Source organism: Niallia nealsonii (genome assembly GCF_002835805.1).
In the GTDB taxonomy this organism is placed as follows: Bacteria; Bacillota; Bacilli; order Bacillales; family Cytobacillaceae; genus Niallia; species Niallia nealsonii.
This window is the reverse complement of sequence record NZ_PISE01000013.1, coordinates 1-18,662: the sequence shown is the minus strand read 5'-3', so window position 1 is coordinate 18,662 and position 18,662 is coordinate 1. Positions and strand designations below refer to the sequence as shown.

At 35.2% G+C, this 18,662-nt stretch carries 19 protein-coding genes; 3 read left to right on the top strand and 16 right to left on the bottom strand.

Annotated elements, in window-relative coordinates; all coding sequences use genetic code 11:
- Positions 1 to 241: 241 nt before the first annotated feature.
- A complete protein-coding gene (locus tag CWS01_RS06410; protein WP_101176368.1) occupies positions 242 to 541 on the bottom strand; it encodes a post-transcriptional regulator in 300 nt (99 codons plus the stop codon).
- 281 nt (positions 542 to 822) lie between these two features.
- On the opposite strand from CWS01_RS06410, the gene spoVB reads away from it, so the two are divergent.
- Positions 823 to 2,367 carry a stage V sporulation protein B gene (gene spoVB, locus CWS01_RS06405; RefSeq protein WP_101176367.1) on the top strand — a complete coding sequence of 515 codons (1,545 nt, stop codon included), beginning with the start codon at positions 823 to 825 and terminating at the stop codon, positions 2,365 to 2,367.
- Between the two features lie 67 nt (positions 2,368 to 2,434).
- Here spoVB and CWS01_RS06400 read toward each other — a convergent pair whose 3' ends face one another.
- Complete coding sequence (locus CWS01_RS06400; protein WP_101176366.1) at positions 2,435 to 3,079, bottom strand: DUF421 domain-containing protein; 645 nt, start codon at positions 3,077 to 3,079, stop codon at positions 2,435 to 2,437.
- Between the two features lie 209 nt (positions 3,080 to 3,288).
- On the opposite strand from CWS01_RS06400, the gene CWS01_RS06395 reads away from it, so the two are divergent.
- Entirely contained in the window at positions 3,289 to 3,675 is a 387-nt protein-coding gene (locus CWS01_RS06395; protein ID WP_101176365.1) for a TIGR04086 family membrane protein, read from the top strand.
- Positions 3,676 to 3,730: 55 nt separating this feature from the next.
- Here the strand turns inward: CWS01_RS06395 and yajC are convergent, their stop codons facing one another.
- The 10 genes from yajC to safA all read right to left on the bottom strand — a co-directional run bounded on the left by yajC (position 3,731) and on the right by safA (position 13,906).
- Entirely contained in the window at positions 3,731 to 4,015 is a 285-nt protein-coding gene (yajC, locus tag CWS01_RS06390) for a preprotein translocase subunit YajC (RefSeq protein WP_101176364.1), read from the bottom strand.
- A 223-nt stretch (positions 4,016 to 4,238) separates the two neighbouring features.
- Positions 4,239 to 5,378, bottom strand: coding sequence for a tRNA guanosine(34) transglycosylase Tgt (tgt, locus tag CWS01_RS06380; RefSeq protein ID WP_101176362.1), 1,140 nt, complete (start codon positions 5,376 to 5,378; stop codon positions 4,239 to 4,241).
- Between the two features lie 297 nt (positions 5,379 to 5,675).
- Complete coding sequence (queA, locus tag CWS01_RS06375; RefSeq protein WP_101176361.1) at positions 5,676 to 6,704, bottom strand: tRNA preQ1(34) S-adenosylmethionine ribosyltransferase-isomerase QueA; 1,029 nt, start codon at positions 6,702 to 6,704, stop codon at positions 5,676 to 5,678.
- Positions 6,705 to 6,732: 28 nt separating this feature from the next.
- Positions 6,733 to 7,737 (bottom strand): Holliday junction branch migration DNA helicase RuvB, encoded by a 1,005-nt coding sequence (gene ruvB / locus CWS01_RS06370; protein WP_101176360.1) that lies wholly within the window; start codon positions 7,735 to 7,737, stop codon positions 6,733 to 6,735.
- A gap of 57 nt (positions 7,738 to 7,794) precedes the next feature.
- The gene (ruvA, locus tag CWS01_RS06365; RefSeq protein WP_101176359.1) at positions 7,795 to 8,403 is read right to left on the bottom strand and encodes a Holliday junction branch migration protein RuvA; all 609 of its coding nucleotides are present in this window, start codon (positions 8,401 to 8,403) and stop codon (positions 7,795 to 7,797) included.
- A gap of 248 nt (positions 8,404 to 8,651) precedes the next feature.
- Positions 8,652 to 9,179, bottom strand: a complete 528-nt coding sequence (locus CWS01_RS06360; protein ID WP_101176358.1) for an intercompartmental signaling factor BofC — start codon at positions 9,177 to 9,179, stop codon at positions 8,652 to 8,654.
- A gap of 329 nt (positions 9,180 to 9,508) precedes the next feature.
- On the bottom strand, positions 9,509 to 10,252 hold the full coding sequence (locus CWS01_RS06355) for an NAD-dependent epimerase/dehydratase family protein (RefSeq protein ID WP_101176357.1): 744 nt from the start codon (positions 10,250 to 10,252) through the stop codon (positions 9,509 to 9,511).
- A 393-nt stretch (positions 10,253 to 10,645) separates the two neighbouring features.
- Positions 10,646 to 11,293 carry a YhcN/YlaJ family sporulation lipoprotein gene (locus tag CWS01_RS06350; protein WP_101176356.1) on the bottom strand — a complete coding sequence of 216 codons (648 nt, stop codon included), beginning with the start codon at positions 11,291 to 11,293 and terminating at the stop codon, positions 10,646 to 10,648.
- Positions 11,294 to 11,394: 101 nt separating this feature from the next.
- On the bottom strand, positions 11,395 to 12,387 hold the full coding sequence (locus CWS01_RS06345; RefSeq protein WP_235851990.1) for a phosphotransferase: 993 nt from the start codon (positions 12,385 to 12,387) through the stop codon (positions 11,395 to 11,397).
- Positions 12,362 to 13,906 (bottom strand): SafA/ExsA family spore coat assembly protein, encoded by a 1,545-nt coding sequence (safA, locus tag CWS01_RS23295; RefSeq protein WP_101176354.1) that lies wholly within the window; start codon positions 13,904 to 13,906, stop codon positions 12,362 to 12,364. The genes CWS01_RS06345 and safA overlap by 26 nt, the downstream gene beginning before the upstream one ends.
- A gap of 344 nt (positions 13,907 to 14,250) precedes the next feature.
- On the opposite strand from safA, the gene CWS01_RS06335 reads away from it, so the two are divergent.
- Positions 14,251 to 14,787, top strand: a complete 537-nt coding sequence (locus tag CWS01_RS06335; protein ID WP_101176353.1) for a transcription repressor NadR — start codon at positions 14,251 to 14,253, stop codon at positions 14,785 to 14,787.
- Positions 14,788 to 14,892: 105 nt separating this feature from the next.
- Here CWS01_RS06335 and pheA read toward each other — a convergent pair whose 3' ends face one another.
- The 4 genes from pheA to CWS01_RS06315 form a co-directional block, all read right to left on the bottom strand.
- Entirely contained in the window at positions 14,893 to 15,747 is an 855-nt protein-coding gene (pheA, locus tag CWS01_RS06330) for a prephenate dehydratase (protein ID WP_101176352.1), read from the bottom strand.
- Between the two features lie 308 nt (positions 15,748 to 16,055).
- Positions 16,056 to 16,511: an ACT domain-containing protein gene (locus CWS01_RS06325; protein ID WP_101176351.1), complete on the bottom strand. Its 456-nt coding sequence runs from the start codon at positions 16,509 to 16,511 to the stop codon at positions 16,056 to 16,058.
- 27 nt (positions 16,512 to 16,538) lie between these two features.
- Positions 16,539 to 17,828: a GTPase ObgE gene (gene obgE, locus CWS01_RS06320; RefSeq protein ID WP_101176350.1), complete on the bottom strand. Its 1,290-nt coding sequence runs from the start codon at positions 17,826 to 17,828 to the stop codon at positions 16,539 to 16,541.
- Between the two features lie 65 nt (positions 17,829 to 17,893).
- The gene (locus CWS01_RS06315; protein WP_101176349.1) at positions 17,894 to 18,445 is read right to left on the bottom strand and encodes a Spo0B C-terminal domain-containing protein; all 552 of its coding nucleotides are present in this window, start codon (positions 18,443 to 18,445) and stop codon (positions 17,894 to 17,896) included.
- Positions 18,446 to 18,662: the final 217 nt, after the last annotated feature.

Here is an 18,662-nt window from a genome sequence, read left to right as displayed (position 1 = left end):
TCCTTTAGCATAGGAAAATTCCCCAATGGTAACAGGATGGCTTTATACATAGACTGTTTTGTTTATGGCTGTTTTCATACTAGATTGTTGCTTTTTAAATGCAGCTTGCATACACTTTGCTTTTCTCATTTTGTATGATAAAAAACAACAAACTTTGAGAAAACAGCCTTGTTTATAAAAACCATTATGAAACAGATTATGTTAGCTGTCAATTTGTTCAAAAAAATATCATAATTCCTTCTTACTTCAGCAGTTCTCTTTTCTCTTCCTCAGTTAATTCTGTAAAAAAATTATCCAGCTTAAATGCTTCAATTGTGGCGAAATTCATATATTCTGAAATTTTCACATGTAAAACATCTTGCACCAGCTCAAAAATCCGCCTATCTCCAGATGACCTTTTCCATTTTTTTTGCGTTAAATATTTCCATAGATCATCTTCTGAGATCGTAGCATATCCCAGTAATTGAAATTCTTCTAATTTACTTCGCAAGGCTGGTTGTATTTCAAAACGAAACTCATCATATATATGCTCTGACGACACTAGAAAACAGCTCCCTTATCGATTATTTACATACAAGAAACCTATTTGAACCGTTAGGAAGGAGTAATGTCCATTCATTTTTCTGCTAACTTTTTTCGCGGCCAATTTCAAATGTCCAGGAAACCTAAAAATTTCTTCCATTCTACTTTTATTAGATTTCCTCCAAAACATCTAACCGAACAAACAGCAAAAAATAATCTTTCCTAGTCATGCTTTGTCCACATGCTTGCATATAGTTAATTGTATAGTATTATTCGCTATTTGAGAAGGCAGGGAATGAAATGTCTAAGTTTTTAAAAGGAACCATCATTTTATTAATTGCAGGATTTATAACAAGGATACTAGGCTTTATTAATCGTATAGTTATTGCAAGATTTATCGGAGAAGATGGAGTCGGGTTATATATGATGGTATATCCTACACTCATTCTCGTCGTAACCATTACACAGCTTGGGCTGCCTGTTGCCATTTCCAAAAACGTTGCAGAAGCAGAAGCAGCAGGAAATCATAAAAAAGTAAAATCTATTTTAATTGTATCACTAACTACTACACTTGCACTTACTGTTTTATTTACACCTGCGTTATTTCTGCTGGCTCCTTATTTATCGCAAACATTATTTACAGATCCAAGAACATTAACGCCACTTCTTGCAATCACGCCAATTATTCCTATTATTGCTGTTTCTTCTGTTTTAAGAGGCTATTTCCAAGGAAGGCAGAATATGAAGCCTGCTGCGACTTCTCAAGTGATTGAACAAATTGTGCGCATTACTTTAATTGCTGCACTTACAAAAGCATTTTTGCCTTTAGGCATTGAATACGCAGCTGCTGGTGCTATGTTGGCATCTGTTCTTGGCGAATTGGCATCTTTACTTTTTCTATTAGCATCTTTCAAATGGAAAAAATCCTTTCCTTTAAGGAAAAAATTCTTTCAATATGTCACAAATGGCAAACAAACATTCAAAGAGTTAATGCAAGTAGCTCTTCCTACAACTGGAAGCAGAATGATTGGAAGCATCGCTTGGTTTATAGAGCCTATCGTTGTTGCCCACAGCTTAGCAATAGCTGGTTTAACTGCGATCAATGCGACCAAACAATATGGAGTATTAACTGGATTTGCCCTTCCCCTTTTAATGCTGCCATCTTTTTTCACCCAATCTCTTTCTACATCTCTTGTCCCTGCAATAAGTGAAGCAAACGCAAATCATGAATATAAAAAAATAGATCACCTGCTGCAGCAGGCTCTTCGTTTTACTTTTATGACTGGTGGACTTGCTGTCGTTGTCTTATTCGTCCTAGCAGAGCCTTTAATGACTGTTATGTATAACAGTTCTAGAGGAACATCCTTTATTCAGCTTATGGCACCTTTTTTTCTATTAAATTATTACCAAGGACCACTGCAGGCAACATTGCAGGCCCTTAACTTAGCTCGTGCCGCTATGATTAATAGTTTTATCGGAGCCTTAGTAAAAACTATCATTATCTTCTGTTTGGCAAGCCGTCCCGAATTTGGAATATATGGTGTAGCTATTGCTTTAATTGTGGGATTTGTCCTTGTAACTCTGCTTCATTTTGCAACAATTATTAAGACAATCAGTTTTTCTATCTATATAAAAGATTACATAAAAATGCTAGTTGTCATTTTTACGTCTGGTTATTTAGGGATGGTCTGCACCAAATGGCTGAATGTATTTTCTTTGCCGCTAAAAGTTATTATTGTAACCTGTTTTATCACCATTTGCTATATTATTTTGCTATTTTTATTAAAACTTCTTAGAAAAGATGATCTGCGAAAAATACCGTGGATAGGAACATTGCTCCCCTAAAAATATCCAGATGAAAAAAATGCTTGCTGCTTTTTTAAAACAGCAAGCATTTTCTATTAAATAGCCATTACTTTTTATCAAAAAAATCAAGATAAAATATCCCGTCTTGATAGCTGCAAAAGGAAATATCCTTTATGTTCATACACCCTTGCCTTTTTAATTCTTGCCTTAGCCAAAAATTCGTTTGTCCAATTTTCGACAAATTTTCTTCCTGTATAATCCCATCAATAATAAGAGGCAATGTTATCCCTGAAGTACCCTGATCTTTTTCGAATACGGATAATTTACCAGAGGTTTCTAATATGGCAAACTCCACATCGGCAATATTGCGGATATCCTTTTCTCGTAATTGTAGCAATAAATCATCAAAATTATATCGTTGACTTTTCATTGCCTGTTCATCGATTTTTCCATCGTTTATAATAATCGTTGGTTTTCCATCAATAAGATCACGAATTTTTTTGCTTTTCAAAGAGAAGAATGCCAAGAGCAATTGAATGAATAATAAGATGAACATCGGCATTAATGTAGGGATAAGTGATGCCTTTATATCCTCAATAGCTACAACCGCAATCTCTGCAATCATAATAAATACAACTAAATCAAGAATGCTTAACTCCCCTATCTCCCTTTTTCCCATTAAACGAAAAATAAGAACGATTAATGCGTATATGAGTATGGTTCTAAAAAGAATAATCATATATTCTTCCACTTTTATTCCCCCACCCCTTGTTTACTTTTTTTATTTATGTTTTGTCAAAAACAAAAAATAATTCTAGGTATTATTTTTCTAAAGGTTATAAACAAGGATAAAAACATTCGCTAAGCATTTTATGATTCTATTTTTTTTCTTAGTGAATATGCTTGTACTAGAATGTTTTATTTATGAAAACTAAAGCTTTTTGAAGGGAGAGGTTTACAATCGAAGAAAGCAAACATGTTGGAAGTGCCATTTTATATGGTTTAATCTCAATTTTTATTCTTTTAATAACCAGCAGCATTCTTTTTTCTTTGCTGCTCAAGTTTACATCATTGCAGGAATCTTCCTTGCAATATGCCATAACCATCGTTTCATTTATCACCCTATTTACAGGAGGGTTTATCTCTGGAGGAAAAGGAAAACAAAAAGGTTGGTTTCTCGGAGGATTAACTGGCTTCACTTATTCTCTAATTGTATTTTTATTTACCTTTTTAGGATTGGATCAGCTCTTTACGTCTGAACAATTTATTTATCATATTTGCTATACGTTAATTTGTATGATGGGTGGAATTTTAGGGGTTAACCTTTCAAGAGGAAGTACTGCATAAAAAAAACATATAATAAAAAGCAGCGAGGATAATGTTTTTTCCTGCTGCTTTTTTATTATGCTTTATCTAAAACAGTGCTTGAAGAGGCTACTACATCACGTATTGCGCTACGGTCAAATGTTAGACGGCTTCCATCTCCGCTCTTGATAACAACAGAACCTTCGTCAATTGCATCAACAGTACCATGAAGACCACCGATTGTAACAACCTTGTCTCCTTTTTTCAGATCGCTTTGCATTTGCCTAACCGTTTTTTGGCGTTTTTGCTGTGGGCGGATCAATAAAAAGTAAAATAGAACAAACATTAAAATAAATGGAAGTAATCCCATAATTTGTTGCATATATTTCCCCTCCTTTCAAATCTCTTTTAATTTAGCTCTGTTAAAATTGGCTATTGATTCTAACGAGAGGCGTTCGTTTTCCGCAAGCAAGCGTCGAACCGCTTCGTAGCTTTGACCTTTCAAGGTCAAAGTCTGTCTTTCTTCCCCTGCAGGAGTCTCACACCTTCTTCTCCCAATCAACATCGTACAAAAATCAACAATTAGCTTTAACACAGCATTTAATTTAAAAGTTTTTAGCGTTTGGCTTGTTAAATCCATAACGTTCAAAAAACTCTTCTTTGAAGTCGCCTAATCGATCTTCACGGATCGCTTGGCGGACATTCTCCATTAAGTTTAACAGAAAATATAGATTATGGTAAGATGTAAGTCGAATTCCGAATGTTTCGTCACATCGAATCAAATGGCGAATATAAGCACGGCTGTAATTTTTGCATGTATAGCAATCACATTCTGGATCTAGAGGACCAAAATCTCGTGCGTATTTTGCATTTTTCACTACTAAGCGGCCATCACTTGTCATTACTGTACCGTTTCTGGCAATTCTAGTTGGCAAAACACAATCAAACATATCAATTCCGCGAATTGCTCCATCGATTAAAGAATCAGGCGATCCTACTCCCATTAAATAACGAGGCTTATTATCAGGCATTAATGGTGTCGTAAATTCAAGAACTCTATTCATAACATCTTTCGGTTCTCCAACAGATAAACCGCCAACCGCGTATCCTGGGAAATCCAATGAAACTAAATCTTTAGCACTTTGCTTTCTTAGTTCCTCATATTCTCCACCTTGAATAATGCCAAATAGTCCTTGATCTTCCGGGCGGTTATGTGCTTTTAAGCAACGCTCTGCCCATCTAGACGTTCTTTCCACTGATTTTTTCATGTAGTCATATTCAGCTGGATATGGAGGACATTCATCAAATGCCATCATAATATCTGATCCTAATGCATTTTGAATTTCCATTGCTTTTTCCGGAGATAAAAATAGCTTATCCCCATTTAAATGATTGCGGAAGTGCACTCCTTCTTCTTCAATCTTGCGGAAATCACTTAAACTAAATACTTGGAAACCGCCAGAATCAGTTAAAATCGCTTTGTCCCAATTCATAAACTTATGAAGTCCGCCTGCTTCTTTGACAATTTCATGCCCAGGACGAAGCCATAAATGATATGTATTGCTTAAAATAATATTAGCTCCCATTGATTTTAAATCTTCAGGCGCCATTGTTTTTACAGTAGCTAATGTTCCTACTGGCATAAATGCCGGTGTTTCAAAAGATCCGTGTGGTGTATGGACGATGCCTAATCTAGCACCAGTTTGTTTGCATGTTTTGATTAATTCATAGCGTATTGCTGTCAATGTATTTTTCTCCTTTTTCTTATAATGCAAAAATATCTAACTAGTTTGGATACAAGTCAGCTCTTTTTTATCTTGGCTCTGTTAAACTTGTCTGTTGATTCCCGCTCGGTTCTAGAACCTATCCGGAGCTTTGCGGAAGCCACTGAAAAAGTTAAATTAGTGATAGACTATCTAGAAAGTATCTTTATAATTAATAAATAAATCCTTTTCCGAGGCTTACTATTCGCTCCAATCAACAAAGTGTCAAAAGTACCAATAAATTTCAACATAGCCTTTATCTTAAATGTTAACAAAAAGCTAACAGATAAACATCGCATCTCCAAAACTAAAAAAGCGGTACCTCATCTCAACTGCTGTTTTATATGCATGTAATATCTCATCTCTTCCAGCAAGGGCGCTGACAAGCATAATCAGTGTTGATTTTGGCAAATGAAAGTTTGTAATCATCCCGTCAATGCCTTTAAATTCATAACCAGGGTAAATAAAAATATTCGTCCAGCCATTTTGCTCTTTAAATACTCCATCATGGGCTGCAGCGATTGTTTCCAATGTTCTTGTTGATGTCGTGCCGACGGAAATAATTCTCCCACCATTTTCCTTTACCTTGTTCAGCAAATCAGCCGTTCCTTTCGTCAACTGATAAAATTCTGCATGCATTTCATGACTATCGACATCATCAACACTTACAGGCCTAAATGTTCCTAAGCCGACATGCAGCGTAATAAATGCAATATGAACTCCCTTTTTTTCCAAAGAATCAAGCAGTTCTTCTGTAAAATGAAGGCCTGCTGTCGGAGCTGCCGCTGATCCTCTTTCTTTCGCATACACTGTCTGATATCTATCTTGATCATCTAGTTTTTCTTTTATATATGGAGGCAACGGCATCTCACCAAGTTCCTCTAGGATTTCATAAAAAATCCCATCATATTGGAAATCAAGCACTCTTCCACCATGCTCTAATTCTTGTACACATACCGCTTTTAAATGGCCATCTCCAAAAGAAATTACAGTTCCCACTTTCACTCGTTTTGCCGGCTTCACTAAAGATTCCCACTTGTCTCCATCTTGTTGTTTTAACAGCAGAACTTCAATATGTGCACCTGTATCTTCTTTTTCTCCATAAAGTCTTGCCGGCAATACTCTTGTATCATTGAGAACAAGGCAATCGCCAGGATTTATATATTCGATGATATCTTTAAAGCTGCGATGCTCTAAATCGCCTGTTTTTTTATTTACAACCATCAGCCTGCTGCTTGTTCTATCCTCAAGGGGAGTTTGGGCAATCAGCTCTTCTGGTAAATGAAAATCAAATAATTCTACTTTCAATATGGTCACCTGTTTCGTTTATTTCTTGTTATTCCTCATCTTTTTGCAGCTGAAAATGTTCATATGCAAGTGGAGTTACTACTCTTCCTCTAGGAGTTCTCTGCAAGAAGCCAATTTGCAATAGATAAGGCTCATACACATCTTCAATAGTATGGGCTTCTTCACCGATTGTTGCAGCAATTGTTTCCAACCCGACAGGACCACCTCTAAATTTATGTATCATTCCCATTATTAATTTATGGTCAATATGATCAAGTCCTAAACGGTCCACCTGCAAAAGCTCTAATGATAGGTTCGAAATCTCTTTTGTAATGCTGCCATTTCCTTTTACTTGGGCAAAATCACGCACCCTGCGCAAAAGCCTGTTAGCAATCCTCGGGGTTCCTCTAGAACGTCTTGCAATCTCCCAAGCTGCATCTTCTATTATTTGTGTATGCAGCACTTCTGCTGTTCTTTCGACAATATCTTTTAGCTGCTTTTGTTCGTAATATTCTAATCTTGACAACACGCCAAATCGGTCCCTTAAAGGAGCAGAAACAGCTCCAGCTCTTGTCGTAGCTCCAACCAGGGTAAAAGGGGGCAAATCAATGCGTACCGATCTTGCGCTTGGTCCTTTTCCTATAACGATATCTAAGCAAAAATCTTCCATAGCAGGATATAATACTTCCTCAATGGATCTTGGAAGTCTGTGAATTTCATCAATAAAAAGCACATCTCCAGGCTCTAAAGCTGTTAAAATAGCTGCTAAATCTCCAGGCCTTTCAATGGCAGGACCTGCGGTTGTACGAATATTTACACCCATTTCATTAGCTATAATAGTAGCTAATGTTGTTTTCCCAAGACCTGGGGGACCATATAGTAATACATGGTCAAGGGCTTCTTGCCGCTGTCTCGCCGCTTGAATGAATACTTCCAAATTTTCTTTCACTTTATCCTGGCCGATATAATCTTGTAGCCTGAGCGGTCGCAGGCTTTGTTCAAAAGAAATATCCTGTATGTCCGCGTCGCCCGATATAATGCGATCCTCATCCATTCCTTTTCCCCCCTTCCTTAAAAATGCTTACAGTGCCAATCCCCCCTGCTGTTGCTTTTATTTTAACAGCAGTTTTAATGCAAGCTTAATATACTCATCTGTTGTAAGCTGCTCCGTTTTTAAGCTTGGCGTAATTTTTTTAATTTCTTTTTCTGAGTATCCAAGTGCAGATAAAGCAAGCAATGCCTCTTCTAATTCCAGATCGCCCATTTGTTTTTTCTCGATTTCCTCTGCAGTAAAAAGATTTGGGAAAAAATCTGGCATAAGATTTTGCAATTTGCCTTTTAAATCAAGAATCATTTGTCGTGCTGTTTTTTTGCCAACTCCAGGAAATTTAACTAAAAAGGATTCATCTTCCTCTTCTATTGCGTTAATGACTTGGCTTGGCTCCCCTGTTGCCAAAATAGCCAAAGCTCCTTTAGGACCAATTCCTGAAACATTCAGAAGCATGGTAAACAATGCTTTTTCTTCTCGTGAGCGAAATCCATATAAACTGATTATATCTTCTCTCACATACTGATAGATAAAAACTGCAATATCTTGTCCTGCATAAGAAGAAAAAGAGAAAGGATTCGGTGTTTTTATTTGATATCCAATGCCATTGTTCTCGAGCACGATATATTCTGGTCCTACAAAATCTATTTTACCTTTAATATATTCATACAAAATCAAATCGCTCCTTTTAAAACCTAATGCTTATTTTATCATATATTAAAGAAAAACTACTATTTGAGATGATTTTCATAATATTCCGTCACTGCTTCTTTTCTTTAGGCTCCAATCCACAAACCAATGAGCTTTAACATAGCCTTTTTAAAGAAGATTTCATTTTTCCACGCAAAAAAAACTTTTATGAACAGCGAATGAAACATGCTCGCACACATAAAAGTTTTATAGATTATTTTCTATAAGATTCATTTAGCTTCTTCCAAAATGGTATAATTCTTAAAAGTTTCCAACACTTCGACATAACGATCCTTCGTTTTAATGGGAATTCCTTTTCTTAAATGCTTTTGTTGTGTGGACTCTAGTTTTTTCAAATCTATTTGAAAAAACGATTGAATAATATTAGATTTTTCTGGTTTCCCATTATAAATGGTCAGTATCCCTTCAGTGGAAATTCCAAAATACCCATTTGTTTTTAACAAAGGCGATATATCATCCACCACTTGTGTAAAAACAAGTGTATTGCTATTTTTATCTGCAAGCTGCCACTTGTCATATTTCGACCAGAAATCTTCCATAGACCAAACCGTTTCTTCTACATTTTCTTCACTTATTTCTCCATCTAAATAGATTCTTTTTAATACTATATGAAATTGTTTTGGATGATTTTGAAAAGTGCTAGAAGCTTTTGCATGTCCTATACTAGTTATCATCGAATAAGAACCTATCAAGGAAAATAGAAAAACAGTTGAGAATAAAAGGAATCTGGTTTTCATTTTTAACCACCTCTTTAATACTTTTAAAAAAACATTTTTTTAGCATAACTGTTTTTTCACCTTTTATAAAAGACCAATAGCATTGCTTTTGTGTACTTAAATCCCAGCATATTAGCAGTCTGTTTTCCTTCACCTGAATAAAGGAAGAAGCAAGCTGCCCTTATTGATGAAATATAAAATCCAATTTATTCCCCTTAATAAGGAAAACTGTATGCCTCACCTGTCCGCATTTCACTTTACCACTATTATTCTCACCATATTATTCTTTTTCATTCTAAAAACTTTGTGAACCTATCACCATACTTTATATTTGCTGACAATCGAAAGTTTTAATCCTTATAAATCTTATTATCAGGCAAAAAAGAACAGGCGCTTGGTTTCCAGTGCAGCAACTTTTTTGCTTTTTCTGTTGATATTCTGATTTTATCTGCCATGGCAGAAGTTGATAAAATATTAAAAAACTCATTATCTCCTTGATGTAAACTTGCTATGATAGCTGTTGCTCCATCTTTTATATAAACGCACTCTTTTTCCGTTAATTCATCTTTTTTATTTGGTTCATGTATAGCAGCAAATCGTAAAATCGTATAAGTTAATCCATATAATGCATGATAATTCTTTATGTATTGTTCTTCTATTTTTTTAGAGACGCCTTCAAATTGTAGTGGTTGCAAAGGAGAATTTTCTGTTAACAGTTCTTCCGATTCTCCATATACGGAAATTGAGGAGAAAAAAATTATTTTTTTTACATTAGCAGCTGCACTTGCTTCTAATACATCAATCGTTGCAGCAATATTGTTTTCTGATGCATCAAACGAGTCTTTTATGCTATCTAAAATTTTTTCTTGCTTTAAATGAATGATGATAGTTGCTTGTTCTTTTACTAATATCTTTAATAAACTACTTTTATCTATTTTTTGTTGATAATAGGGAACAATGGATAGAGGAAAAATCGGGTCTATTTCCTTTAGCTCATCCACTACAACTACTTGAATGTTATTATGTAATAATTGATGTATTACTTCTAATCCGATACTGCTGCTGTATCCACCAGTTAGTAAAACTTTCACCATGCTCCCCACCTAACTTGTTCTTTATAAAGAATATATTTTCCATTATAAAGCATTTTCCTCTGTTTTTAAAGGGATTTATGATAAAAGATTCATCATTAAGAACAATTTTTTGATTCATCATTAATTATATAGAACATTTTTCACAAACAATTAATAGGATCCAAAATAGCTAGTAGGAAAAGGAGCCCTTACCAGTTATTGTTTATTACACATCAATGGGCTTTTGAGCCTACCTAAAGGATCATAAGAGAAAACGGGAAATCTAACTTTCTGTAAAAGTCTGATATAAAAAGTACACAGACTATAGTGGCAACGTTTGTGTGCCCTATACCCATAGGTCTCAGGCTATAAATCAGTGGGGACGTGGAAAACCCCACTGGTTGAAATTTCACTTTATCTTATATTCAGTTGTTCGAACATATCTTCTATATTATTCGTAATCGTTTTATTTGGTTTTCCTTCTCTAATTTTTTTATTAATCTCTTCGATTCCAGAAAATATTCCTTGATCTGTTACAATAGAAATACTTTTATTATCGATATACGGTTTAATTTTCTTTTCTAATCTTTTTTTTGTTGCATCTATTTCCCCTTTATCATACATCTGCACAGCAAGAACCACATTATTTCCATAAACAAGGGAATGCGCCTTCTTTACATTTTTTACACTTGCCGACTTTTTCTCAATATTCTTGGCCAATTGATTATCATAGGCTGCATCCGTTCTCTCTTCTTTATTTGTTATTTCTTCGTTCAACTCGGCTCTTGTTAGTTTATGATTATTTACGTTTCGAACAGTTTGTCCCTCTTCTCCCAATGTGTGATCCATCATTTCAACAAGGGGACCATCATTATCTTCATTATCCAATATTCGTGCATTGCCGCCATTATTCCTTTCATGATGCTCATTAGAATAATATCCCATTGGCTTTGCATTATTTACTTCTTTATTATTTGCCTCTTCATCAGAAATGCCGCATCCTGTTAAGCAAATAGACAATCCTAAAAAGAGAGAAGCAGTTATTTTTTGACTATATTCCAAAACGTTTTGCCCCCTTTTATCGAATAATGAGCAGTAGCTCTATCTTATATTTGGTGTAAAAGGGGACTTTCATGCTGATTATAGTACAGGCAATATTTTCATTATATTATTTTGGTTAACTGGATAATTTGATCAGCAAATTTTTTCCTTTTGGCAAATTGATTAGTTGTTAATGGAATCATATAATTCTCTAGTACTTTTTTGGAAAAATTTTTTTGTCTAATACAACGATTCCATTCTCTAAGCAAATCACTTGGATATACTAAGGCGCTTAAAAATGCTTTATTTTTTACTAGTTCATTAAAAACAGGCATTTTTTCTAATTGAGAAAAAGACCAATTTATATGGAGCAAAAATCTATTCGCCAATTGGACATAATCAACACTTTTTGGTCCAATGCTAATTAAATCAAAATCAATTAAATATAAGCAGTTATTTTTTCCATGGAGGAAATTATGATGTGCTACATCTCCATGCAGCACTACTTTTTTTCCCTCCAAAAAACAACTTTTATCTTTTTCTAAAGATTCTAATGACCAATCTGTCCAATATTCTATGCATTGAATATACTGCTCGTCTAAAAAATAACGAATAATAGGGATATTCCGCTTAAATTGTTCCCTTCTTTCTAGCCACTTTTTCATCATATTGTGTTCAGGAATAATATATTTATAGATATCCACTAGATTTTCAGACGTTTTGTAGTATTTCTCCAAAAGACCAATTGCTTCTTTTCTATTGCTCTTATTTGCATATGAAAATATTTTCTCACTGGGCTTAATATATTCCATTATCCCGAATACTTGTTGATCTATAATAATTGGCTCTTTTTTAAAGACATAAAATCGATATGTTTCAGCAAACCCTTCTTGTAATAATGAATTAGTAAAGGCTTCTTGTGTTTTAAGTTTTTGATAGCTAGGATAGCCTTTTACAATAAACCAAAATGGTTCAGATTTTATTAAATAGACAGATTTTCTTAGCCTAGAAATTTCTTTAATGGGATATGGAATGCGTTTTTTTAATAAAGAGAGGAGACGATAATAAAAATAATCGTCTCCTTTTCCTTTAATTTCCATAGTCACTACTTTCATCGTCAAAATAACGAGGCATTCCAAAAGGTGTTGTAGCACCAGCCCCATATGGATTCATTAATGGCGGCTGGGCGAAATTTCCATTAAACGGCGGAGCATATACTGGCGCATTTCCTCCTGGACCAAAAACTGGTGGTATCATTTCAGATGCAAATGGTTGTTGATTATTCATTGCAAATGATTCTTGCTGATGTACATGTTGTACATGCACTTCATCTTCCATCATCATAGGCGATGGAATATTGCCCACTACTCCTTGTGGATATGGAGCCCCCATCATTCTTGGATCCATTGGCATTGGACTTGAAGGGAACGGAGCTGGTACAAATCCTTGTAGCATTCCTTGACGACTTTCTGGGAATGGATAGCCACCCATTTGTGGATATGCTCCTACTTGTGGCATTCCCATGTGCGGTGCTTGCACTTCTGGGTATGGGTATGCTCCCACTTGTGGATTTCCTGCTCCTTGCGGCATTCCCATGTGCGGTGCTTGCACTTCTGGATACGGATATGCCCCCATCTGTGGACTAAAACCTTGTTCTCCATATATCCCTGGTTGTGGAATAGCTGGACCACCACAGCCACAATCATCTTTTTGAGCCGGAATATATGGCATTTGCATTGGAGCCTGATAAATATGATGACCAATAGAATTAGAAGCAGACTCCTGCTGATAGGAATGTTTTTCGTTATAGCCATGTTCTGTCGGCATTTGTCCATATGTCACTAATGGTTGTTGATAGTAATCTGCTGGAATATTGCCCATTTCAGGGTATCCTGCTTTAGACTGCATTACACTTGGCTGATATGCCCCCGCAACTTTTCCATAATGATGCATATGTGAAGAGGAGGAGGACTCTTCTTCCCATTTTGTATACTCTCCATGCGTTACTCCTGGCATTTGCTCGTACTGCATCGGCACTTGTTCTAATGGAGAAGGAGGACAGACTCCTGGAGGAAATCCAGAACCTGGCATCATTGGTGAAACTTCATAACAATATGGCTGATAAGGAATAATTGGCGGACATACATCTTGAACTGGTGCTTCTATATGCATTTTTGGCGGTTCTACTGGCTTCAGCGGCGCTGGTATTGTTTCTTCAATATCAACATCAACGTCTACATTAGTCATGTTCATTGTATAATAATTATTAATATCTATTTCAGGAATAATTGGTGTAGGCATTTTAGGAGTATATGGCTTTTCTTTTGGCAGTTCTTTTATAGGCATTTCCTTTTTGGGCATTTCCTTTTTAGGAGCTTCTTTAATTGGCATCGCGATTGGCTTTTCTTTTACATAAGAATGCTCTTTTTTTGGCATTTCTTTTGTTATTCCCATAATTGGTGCTTCTTTTTTTATATTTCCACCTGTTGTAGGAACTTTAATTTTCGTCCCGGGCATTATCATATCTGGATTGCTTAATTGGGGATTTAACATCTTTAACTCTTCGAAATTAACACCGTATTTTTTGGCAATTTCCCAAAGAGTATCCCCCTTTTGTACAATATGGATCTTCACTATAGTTTCCCTCCTATGCATATGTCCATATAGTCTATGTTGTCAGAAAAAATTTGTTATCATTCTACAAAAAAACTATGCTTTTTTTTATAAAATTATGTTTCCTTCTATAGTAAGAAGCTTTTTTCATTTTCTTTCTCTATAAAAGGATATTAAATCATTGGCATGATTATTATTCCTTTTGATAAAATAGTACAAGTATATGCTTGATTTTTTACTTATTTGATTTTTAGTGCCGTATACATATTTTTTGCTTTTATTCATTTATCTTACTGTTTAGCAAAGAATTTATTCATACATTGGCATGTAATTGCTGTTTCATACTATAAAAAAGGAGAGATTTCATGACAGATACAAAGAAGCTTTTAGGAGATGAAAGAAGAGCCTATATTCTCTCTTTACTGCAAAATAATGAGAGATCTTACACGGGAAGCGAACTGGCTAAACTGACAAATGTCAGCAGACAAATTATTGTTGGAGATATTACCTTGCTAAAGGCAAAAAATGAGCCTATATTAGCAACAAGTCAAGGCTATATCTATTTATCGCCATCTAAGCCTGTTTTATATGAAAAAATTGTCGCATGCAACCATGGACCAGAAAGAACGGAAGAAGAATTAAATTTATTTGTAGATAATGGGGTGACTGTAAAAGATGTCAAAATTGAACATCCCGTTTATGGTGATTTAACCGCATCTATTCTTGTCTCTAATCGAAAGGAAGTGCAGCAATTTATGAAAAAAATTGCCAATACGAACGCTGCCTATTTATCACAACTAACAGAAGGAATTCATTTGCACACCATTTCCGCTTCCTCTAAAAAGATCTTAGAAGAAGCAGAAGAAGCATTACAATCAGCAAATTTTTTAATAGAGGATTAATTTTCCTATAGGAATCAAAACAGTGCAAAAATTTTTTTCATCCCTTCGTTTTAGAAAGCATTTCTAGGATTTTGGTTCATTTAATTAAATGAACCAAAATCTTTTTTAGTCATTTATTGCATAGGCAGGATAACTTCCTAGCACTTGAACTTTGCAGCCAACAGCCTCTAATTCAGCTATTGCTCCTGGAATTAGTACATCATCTATTTTTCTATCTAGATCGATAATAAAATAATAATTGCCCAATCCTGTTTTTGTTGGTCTAGACTCAATCCGAACTAAGTTTAATTTTCTCCATGCAAATGCAGACAGTACTTGATGCAGCGCTCCAAATCGATCTGCTGGCAATGTTACCATCATTGTTGTTTTATATCCTTGCAAATCACAAGAAGGAGAGTGAAATTCTATTCTTTTATTTGCCAAAATTAAAAAGCGTGTATGATTATTATCATAATCATGAATATTTCTTTTGATAATGGTCAAACCATACTCTTTTGCTGTTAATTCATTTCCAATTGCAGCCCCCATAACTTCTGGATGTTCTTTGATAAATTGTGCTGCCGCTGCAGTAGAAGTGGTATTTTCACATCTGATGCCATTCCATTCTGAATGAAGGTATTTATGACATTGTGCAATGGCGTGGGAATGACTGTATACTACTTCCATTTTATCAAAGTGCTCCATATGAATTGGATGGATCATTAAATGTTGTTTAATCGGAACGGTTATTTCTCCCTTAATCGGCAAATTTACTTCATGAATCAAATAATCTAATGTAATATTCACAGAACCTTCTAATGTATTCTCCACAGGCACTAACGCTACATCTACTTTTTCTTCCAGGACAGCATCCAAACAATTTGGAATCGTTAAAAAGGCAATCGCCTCTTCCTTTGGAAACATATTATTTACTGCAATATTTGTAAATGTTGCTTTTGGGCCTAAATAACCAACTTTCACGTTTTTCTCCTCCACATTTTCCAACTGTTTTATGTATTCTGAATTTTCTTCTCTTACTTATCTTCAGCTTGGTTAATGAATCATCATTGATAAAGTGAATCTTTAATCAAACATTTTGTTAAAAAAGAGAGTGACAAAATTGGATAAGCAGCAAAAAACACTACATATATATAACCAAAATTGTCATTCTCTATAAAGTAAAACTTCAAACAGGCTTTTACGGGCAGTAATCCCCCACCTAGATTTTTCAATTTCTCTTCTAATCTTTGAGGGGAGGGTCAAAATCTCTTAACGCGGGATGAACATATTTACGCTCCCGAACTCAGCACTTCTACTTTTTCGACAAACTCTAAACTCCGCAATCTTTCAAGAAGCACTTCAATAGATATCTCCATCTCCGCTATATTCAAAGAAAGGGTGACATTTGCTCTTCCCTGTAAAGGAATGGTTTGATGAATGGTCAAAATATTGCATCCTCCAGAAGCAACTACACTTAATAATTTAGAAAGGGTGCCTGAGCGATCTTCAATATAAAAAAATAAGGTAATCAGCCGTTCTTTCACAACTGTATGAAAAGGGAATATTGTATCCCGATATTTATAAAAAGCACTTCTGCTTAAATCTACTTGTTGAACGGCGTCAAAAACAGATTCCGCTTTGCCTCGATCAATAAGTTCTTTAGCAAGCAAAGTTTTTTTCATTGCTTCTGGAAGGACATCTTCTCGTACTAGATAAAACTTCTGATCGAATTTATTTTGTTTCATTTCCTCACCTCATAAGGATAATTAACATTAATCAATAAACTCGAATTCATAATCCATTAGTTTTACGATATCTCCATCTTTTGCTCCACGTTCCCTTAACTCTTCATCAATACCCATTCCACGCATTTGACGGGCAAATCTTTGCACTGATTCATCACGTGAGAAATCTGTCATTTTAAAGAGCTTTTCTATTCCCTCACCAGAAAGAATAAAGCTTCCATCTGAATCTCTGGAAATATAAAATTCTCGTTCATCTGCTTCATGTTTATATAGAACTCGATGTATGCCAGTCTCTTCTTTCACTTCTTCTAATGGGAATTCTGGAGTCGATTCTATCTTATCAGCAATGGCAAATAAAAGATCTCTTAGCCCTGATCTAGTTAGTGCTGACACTGGAAAAATAGGATAATCCTCTTGAAACTTTTCCTTAAATAGTTTAAGGTTTTCTTCTGCTTCTGGCATGTCCATTTTATTCGCCACAATGATTTGCGGACGTTCCATTAAACGAAGATTATATTCTTGCAATTCTTTATTAATCGTTAAATAGTCTTCATATGGGTCTCTTTCTTCTATTGCCGCCATATCAATAACATGAACAATTACTCTTGTTCTTTCAATATGACGAAGGAATTGATGACCTAATCCTATACCAGAATGGGCGCCTTCAATTAGTCCTGGCAAATCTGCCATAACAAAACTTCTGCTATCTTCTGTTTCTACCATCCCTAAATTTGGTGCAATAGTTGTAAAATGATAATCGGCAATTTTTGGTTTGGCAGCAGATACTACAGAAAGCAATGTTGATTTCCCTACACTTGGAAATCCAACTAACCCAACATCTGCTAATACTTTTAATTCAAGCATTACTTCTCGCTCTTGACCGGGTTCACCATTTTCCGATAGTTCTGGAGCCGGGTTAGAAGGACTGGCAAATCTTGAGTTTCCTCTTCCCCCTCTTCCGCCGCGGGCAATGACAGCCTGCTGGCCATGCTGTGTTAAATCAGCAATTACTTCCTTTGTATTAGCATCTGATACAATCGTGCCTGGTGGTACTTTAACAATCATGTCTTTTGAATTTCTGCCATGCTGATTTTTTGACATTCCATGTTCGCCGCGAGGAGCTTTAAAATGGCGTTGGTAACGGAAATCCATCAATGTCCGTAATCCTTCTTCCACTTCAAAAATGACATTTGCTCCTTTTCCTCCATCGCCACCTGCTGGACCGCCTTTAGGCACATATTTTTCACGACGGAAAGCAACCATGCCGTTCCCACCGTCTCCACCTTTTACATAAATCTTGACCTGATCCACAAACATATTCTTATTTCCTCCTATAAACAATAGAAAAATTAACCTATTGTCTTTCTAAGCATTTCTATTTTCTAGTCGGATGCACTCTCATTTTCCACAAATACTTCTAGTGCTATCTCCGCTTCCACCAATGTACGAATTTGGATTTTGATATTTTCTGGACTTTTTGTATGCAGAAAATCATCTATTAATGCTCTATCTATTATTATTCCGCTAAAATCAAAAAACAAACGAATTCCATTGCTTTCGGGAGCAATGGACACCGACAAATGATTTTCAGAAAATGATTTAGCACTTTTATTTAAAATATTAAAAAACATAGTAGTCCATTTTGTTAGTACTGCATCTTCTATATATTGACACTTTTCATCATTTAACACTTCATATTCTAATTGGAAGCAATAATTTCCCCAGTTGCATGTCAACAATAATGTTGCAAATTTAGGAATTTCTAAATTGGATAACCTTGCCTCTTGCTGTGCTTCTGCAATAATTTCATCAATAATTTCTTTTACTCGTTCTTCTTTATTTAAAGCTAAATTACCTTTAATTAATTGAACTTTATTTAACCAATCATGGCGAACATGCCGTAAAAAGTCGATCGTATTCCAGTCTTTTTTCATTTTTTGTACCCCTACACATTTTATTAAGTGTCAGAAGACTGCTTGTATGTAAGTATAACAAAAAATAAAACAGTACGTAAAAAATTATAAGATAAAAATCGAAAAAATACGTTTTATCTTTATCGTTTACTTTCATACTTATTTAAATAGAGCTAAATCTTCCTCATTCATTCGGCATCCCAACCAGATAGATTGCTTCAACTCTTAGACAGAAAGC